Annotated in this window: 7 protein-coding genes; 1 reads left to right on the plus strand and 6 read right to left on the minus strand. The window is 29.6% G+C overall.

Features of this window, described 5'->3' with window-relative positions; translation table 11 throughout:
* Positions 1-377 precede the first annotated feature (377 nt).
* A complete protein-coding gene (locus FGK85_RS14415; RefSeq protein ID WP_138207776.1) occupies positions 378-704 on the plus strand; it encodes a hypothetical protein in 327 nt (108 codons plus the stop codon).
* A gap of 168 nt (positions 705-872) precedes the next feature.
* Here the strand turns inward: FGK85_RS14415 and FGK85_RS14420 are convergent, their stop codons facing one another.
* The 6 genes from FGK85_RS14420 to FGK85_RS14440 form a co-directional block, all read right to left on the minus strand.
* Positions 873-1,943, minus strand: a complete 1,071-nt coding sequence (locus FGK85_RS14420) for a pyridoxal-phosphate-dependent aminotransferase family protein (RefSeq protein WP_138207778.1) — start codon at positions 1,941-1,943, stop codon at positions 873-875.
* Between the two features lie 201 nt (positions 1,944-2,144).
* Complete coding sequence (locus tag FGK85_RS14425) at positions 2,145-2,342, minus strand: hypothetical protein (RefSeq protein WP_138207780.1); 198 nt, start codon at positions 2,340-2,342, stop codon at positions 2,145-2,147.
* Between the two features lie 91 nt (positions 2,343-2,433).
* Positions 2,434-2,619, minus strand: a complete 186-nt coding sequence (locus FGK85_RS14430; protein WP_138207782.1) for a hypothetical protein — start codon at positions 2,617-2,619, stop codon at positions 2,434-2,436.
* Positions 2,620-2,911: 292 nt separating this feature from the next.
* Positions 2,912-4,411: a carboxypeptidase M32 gene (locus FGK85_RS14435; RefSeq protein WP_138207784.1), complete on the minus strand. Its 1,500-nt coding sequence runs from the start codon at positions 4,409-4,411 to the stop codon at positions 2,912-2,914.
* 74 nt (positions 4,412-4,485) lie between these two features.
* Positions 4,486-4,659 carry a hypothetical protein gene (locus FGK85_RS15450; RefSeq protein WP_171011446.1) on the minus strand — a complete coding sequence of 58 codons (174 nt, stop codon included), beginning with the start codon at positions 4,657-4,659 and terminating at the stop codon, positions 4,486-4,488.
* Between the two features lie 424 nt (positions 4,660-5,083).
* On the minus strand, positions 5,084-5,497 hold a 414-nt coding region (locus FGK85_RS14440; protein WP_243122897.1), incomplete at its 5' end, for a transposase.

A 5,497-nucleotide genomic window follows, 5' to 3' on the forward strand; every position in this document is an offset into this window, starting at 1 on the left:
TCACATACATATTTATATATTTTTTTCTCTAAATCATTGAAAGTTATCTCTTTATCGTTTAAACTTGTATTGTACATAATATCACCCATTTCTATATAGTTTTCTCAACTTACATTATAATGGATTTTTTATGTACATGGGAGATACTTTTTGTATCTCCTTTTAAATTTTCTAAGCAGTAATTACTACTATCTTTGCCTACTAAAATTATACTCTAAGATGGTGAATTATCAAATAAGATTGCTTTAAGTAAAAAACAAGTTATAGATGTTTACTCTGGTACAAATTTACCTAATGATAAAAAGAACGCTTTTATTAAAGGACGTAGAATATCTAATTCTGGTATAGCAAACTGTTTACTTATTGGCAATACAGAATTGTATACTACAGCTCAAGATGTAATTAATAATATTATACCAATTACTGCATATGTAAAATCTCACCCAGATATATATCTTGCTTGTAAAGCCTTAAATTATAGAACTTTTGAACAAAAATTTGATGGTAACCGACCACTTTGTGTATTTGTTGATTGGGAGGTAAAAAATAGTAAACTCACTCCTAATATTAGATTTGATGCCCCTTTAGTTACTTGCGGAAATGTAGTTGCTTCAAAATTACTTAATGCAATGAAAACATTAAGTATTACTACAACAGATGATATTACACCTCAAAATGTGTCATCCACAGATTTTGTTTATTAAAATATAAGGGTAGTTGACCTACCCTACTTATTCCGTTTTGCCTACATATAAGGGCAAAGCCTCCTTGAAGTTTTTGAAAATATAAGTTTATGCATATATGTTTATATTCATCCAATATACCCCTTAAAATTTATATACGAAAGCTAAGTTAATCACTTATTCATTCTTCTAACTCCCTATAATGTCCTCTATATTTGCTAACAGCTCCTGAACTTCCTGAACTGTTGCATCTCCCATGTGGCCTATTCCAAAAGTCTTTTCTTTCAACTTGCCATAACCATTGGATATAGCAAATCCCCTTTCTTTTAGTTTCTTATTTAACTCTTCTACATTTATATTGCTAGTATTTTTAATCACTGTTATGGTTTTAGATAAATGATTTTTATCTCCAAATATCTCAAAATTCTTTTCTGCCCAGTTTTTAACCACGTTAGACATTTCCTCATGCCTTTTATATCTGTTCTCTAAGCCTTCCTTCATTATATTATCTAGTTGATAATCCAAACCATACATATAAGATATGGCTGGTGTAAAAGGATATTGGCATTTATTTCTTATAGCATGTTCATATATATTAAGTAAGTCTAGATAATATCCTCTATTAGTTATTTTATGGGCTCTTTCTATAGCCTTTTTTGAAAATGAGCACATAGACATACCTGCTGGTAAAGCTAATGCTTTTTCAGTAGATGTTATACAAATATCTATACCTAACTTGTCTACTTCTATCTTAGTACCGCCAAAAGAGCTTACTGCATCTACGCACCATACTATTTCAGGATACTTATTTATTATACTTTCCATTTCCTCTATAGGATTAACAATCCCTGTGGAAGTCTCATTGTGGGTTATGGCCATTAAATCATATTTTCCAGTAGATAAAATCTCATCTACGAATTCTGCATTAATAGCGCCTCCCCACTCTAGCTCATACAAATCAACTGGTATATTATTAGCCTTTGCTATCTCGTACCACCTATTTCCAAAATTACCTACAGAAAAAATAGCTGCTCTCTTTCTAGTACAAGAGCGTACAGCCCCTTCCATAAGTCCACTACCTGAAAATGAAGACAATAGTATAGATTCCTCTGTGTTAAATATTCTTTTTAGCTTGTAAACTATCTTTTCTTGAAGCTCGCAGGCGTTTTCACTACCCTGTCCCACCAATGGCATAGCCATTTTCTGTAATACTTCTTCCTTAACTTGTGCTGATCCAGTCATAAATCTTTTGTTATTCATATGCAACCCCCACATTCTGACAAATGCCAGTTTTTATTCACTACCTTGTTAAAATTGAATATAATCCCACATATAGATTTTATCACTTTGTTTAAATTTTCTCAACATTTAAAAAACAATAAATGCTTAATTCAAATATTATAAAAACGGCACTAACGCACCGTTTTTATTACCTATGAATAACCATTGAATTGCTAAATTTTACCCTTGGTCTAAGCCTGCAACTACTTTATCATAAACATCGATATCGCATTTATAATTTTTAAAATGCTTACACTTAGCACAACTTTTACTCATGCTACTTCCTACACTAGAAACTAGTCCTTCCTCTGTTGGAGAAAATTCAGCACAGTTACTTCCTACACTCATAAGTTCAAACATATTAGACATTTCAGTCATATATACATCTGGTTAAGAAACTTGTAAAACTTAACCCTTCTCCTTTCTATTTATTATATATAAATTAATATTTCAAGTTTTATTAACAAATTTAATTTTGTCTTATTTCTTCTCTAATCTTATCAAATAAATCTTTAATGCATTTTCCTCTCACAAAATTAGCACAATTATTGCAGCTCTCTGCTAATTCAGTAGAGCTGGACATAAAACTTGTATTTCTTGAAACATATCCTGGACAATTTTGTCCTATGCGCATCTTTAGTTCATTAGAAACCATAAGCATAATTCCCCTTTCTTAGCTGCATATTTTTCCTCTCTAAACTTATTATTTGTATTTTTTCTATATTTAATTCAAAATGTTAATATTGTATTTAACTCAACTTTCGCAGTTATAAAATAAAAAATAAAAAAATAGAAGTTGCCATTAAATATATAAAAATTTAATGACAACTTCTATTATTAATTTTAATTTATATAAGATGCTCGAAAATCTCCATGGACAAGTATTCTCGCCCATAGAAATAAAGTAATCTTTCTTACGCCCAAGAAGGATTGTTGGTTAAATTACACTAAATATCATACACTTCAGCATATTTTTTATTTAAATAGTCTATGAAATACTTAGCAGTTAATTCCTCTCCTGTAACCATTTTAATCAATTCTGAAGGCTTATATACAGACCCATGTTTATGAATATTTTCCTTTAGCCAATTATGAATTACACCAAAGTTTCCTTTTTCTATTTGTTCATCTAAATCTTTTATATCTTCCCTCATCTTATTTAAGAATTGTGCTCCATATAGATTTCCTAGAGCATAGCTTGGGAAATATCCAAAATCTCCTCCTGCCCAATGTACATCTTGAAGAACACCTTCAGCGTCAGTAGAAGGCTCCACTCCCAAATATTCCTTATACTTTTCATTCCAAATCTTTGGCAAGTCCTTAACTTCAATTTGTCCATTTATAAGCATTTTCTCTATTTCATATCTTATTATTATGTGAAGGCTATAAGTAAGTTCATCTGCTTCTGTTCTTATAAGTGATGGCTCTACTAAATTTATAGCCTTAAAAAATTCTGCAAAAGGCACTTCTTTATATTCTGGGAATCTTTCTTGAAGTATAGGATAGAAATATTTCCAGAATTCTTTTCCTCTAGCTAAAATATTTTCATAAAATCTTGACTGTGACTCATGTATGCCCATAGATGCTCCCGAAGCTAGTCCTGTTGCCCTTAAGCTATCTGGTATATCCTGTTCATAAATAGCATGGCCACCTTCGTGTATATTACTTAAAAGACCACTTATAAAATTATCTTTAAAATAATGTGTTGTTATTCTAACATCCTTGTTGCCAAATTCTATAGTAAATGGATGCTCCGTTTCATCTACTCTTCCTGCTTCAAAATCATATTCTAGTTTTTCTAAAACTTCCTTTGAAAATTTATCCTGTCTTGGAATATCTATTTCTTTAGTTAAAATACTCTTGTCCACTTTAACGCTACTCTTATTTATTTTGTTCAATAAATCTATTATGGCATCTCTTAATTCCTTAAATACTTGGTCTAATTTCTCAACTGTTATGCCTGGCTCAAAGAAATCTAATAAAGTATCATATTTATTATCTTTGTATCCCCAATATTCTATAAATTCCTTTTTAAATTCAACTATTTTTTCTAAATAAGGCTGGAATATAGAAAAATCATTTTTCTCCTTAGCTTCCTGCCATGCTGACTCTGCATTAGATGCAAGTACCGTAAATTCTCTATATTTATCCTCTGGTATTTTTTTAGTCTGATCATATTCTTTTTTAGCCTCTTCTACCATGGCCTTAGTTACAATGTCTAAATCATCAAATTTAGAAAAATAATCTATGAATCCCTTCATTTCATTACTGGTAGCAAGCTTATAAAGTTCTCCAGATAAATACCCCAAAACATCACTTCTGTATGGAACCCCCTTCTTAGGTGCATAAACTCTCAAATCCCAATACAATACACTAGTTGCACAACCTAAATACTCAATTTTTCTTAAATACTCTTTAAATTCTTCAAGTTTTTTTTCAAATTCCATATAGCTCTAACCCCCTAGTTTATATTTATTTCTATATATAAATGACAAAAAATCATTTATTCTCTTGTAATTATTTAATCATCCCTTCCATAAGCCAATACAGATTCAGTCTCTCTACAATATCTAGTTATTAAGCACTCTGGTAAATTTCTAGGACATCTTTTGCACATACACTTATCCGTTAAAGTATCACATTGTCCTTTTATATATTCTGGGCAGCTTTCACAATTTTTAGGTATAACTTTCATTTTATTTCCTCTCTGTTCTAATATATTTTTGTGGCATTCTTCTTACTTTTTATTAATGTATTAATTTTGAGATATTATATAACTTTTAATTACATATATATAATTTTTAGCTATTGGCAGTTCTAAAATACAAATATAAAATTAAAAACGTTTATTAATCTAATATAAGGTTTGAACCCTATATGTAAAATTTCAGTTATATACTTTTAATTATATAATAGTTTTTATATTTTTTCACTTAAAGCCTAGAAAATTCAGAGATTTAGCACCTAAATTCCAGTAAAAATTTTATTTTTACTGGAATTGTATCTTTTTACATTTACTTAAAGGGCTGGTAAGCCCGCAGACCGATAGGTCGCAAAAATAGATACACTTACCCCTACCCCAAGAAATCTTTAAAATCAATTTCCAGTTTTATATTTGATTAAGTTTTTACAAATAGTGGGTTATGCCAACCATTTTCTATAATAAATCTTTCATCTCTTATATCTTCAATAACATCTATTTGGAGCATATATTTCTTTCTAAAATTTCTTATACACCTAAAAAAATATAATTGCATTAGATTAAATGCTATTATTATAAACATTAATACTGTTTCTATGCCCGTAGGGCTATGAAGAAAACAATGATCTAAATGCCATTCTGTTTTTAACTGATGAAATACATTATTTTCAATGTCCCATCTTTTATGCATTATCTTCCATAAGGTTTCTACTGATGTAAATTTGTCTGTTGTTATAATCCATGCTTCTTTAATTTCTACCTTATCTCCAGTATGAACTTCTTCTATAAATTTTATAAACCTTACTTTTATTTCTGAATCAGCCATTTCAAA

The sequence above is a fragment of the Haloimpatiens lingqiaonensis genome (genome assembly GCF_901447495.1).
Lineage (GTDB): Bacteria > Bacillota > Clostridia > Clostridiales > Clostridiaceae > Haloimpatiens > Haloimpatiens lingqiaonensis.

Coding starts and splice junctions, on each gene's coding strand:
- FGK85_RS14420 (WP_138207778.1), bottom strand. CDS start 1,943: ATGAATAACAAAAGATTTATGACTGGATCAGCACAAGTTAAGGAAGAA.
- FGK85_RS14425 (WP_138207780.1), bottom strand. CDS start 2,342: ATGACTGAAATGTCTAATATGTTTGAACTTATGAGTGTAGGAAGTAAC.
- FGK85_RS14430 (WP_138207782.1), bottom strand. CDS start 2,619: ATGGTTTCTAATGAACTAAAGATGCGCATAGGACAAAATTGTCCAGGA.
- FGK85_RS14435 (WP_138207784.1), bottom strand. CDS start 4,411: ATGGAATTTGAAAAAAAACTTGAAGAATTTAAAGAGTATTTAAGAAAA.
- FGK85_RS15450 (WP_171011446.1), bottom strand. CDS start 4,659: ATGAAAGTTATACCTAAAAATTGTGAAAGCTGCCCAGAATATATAAAA.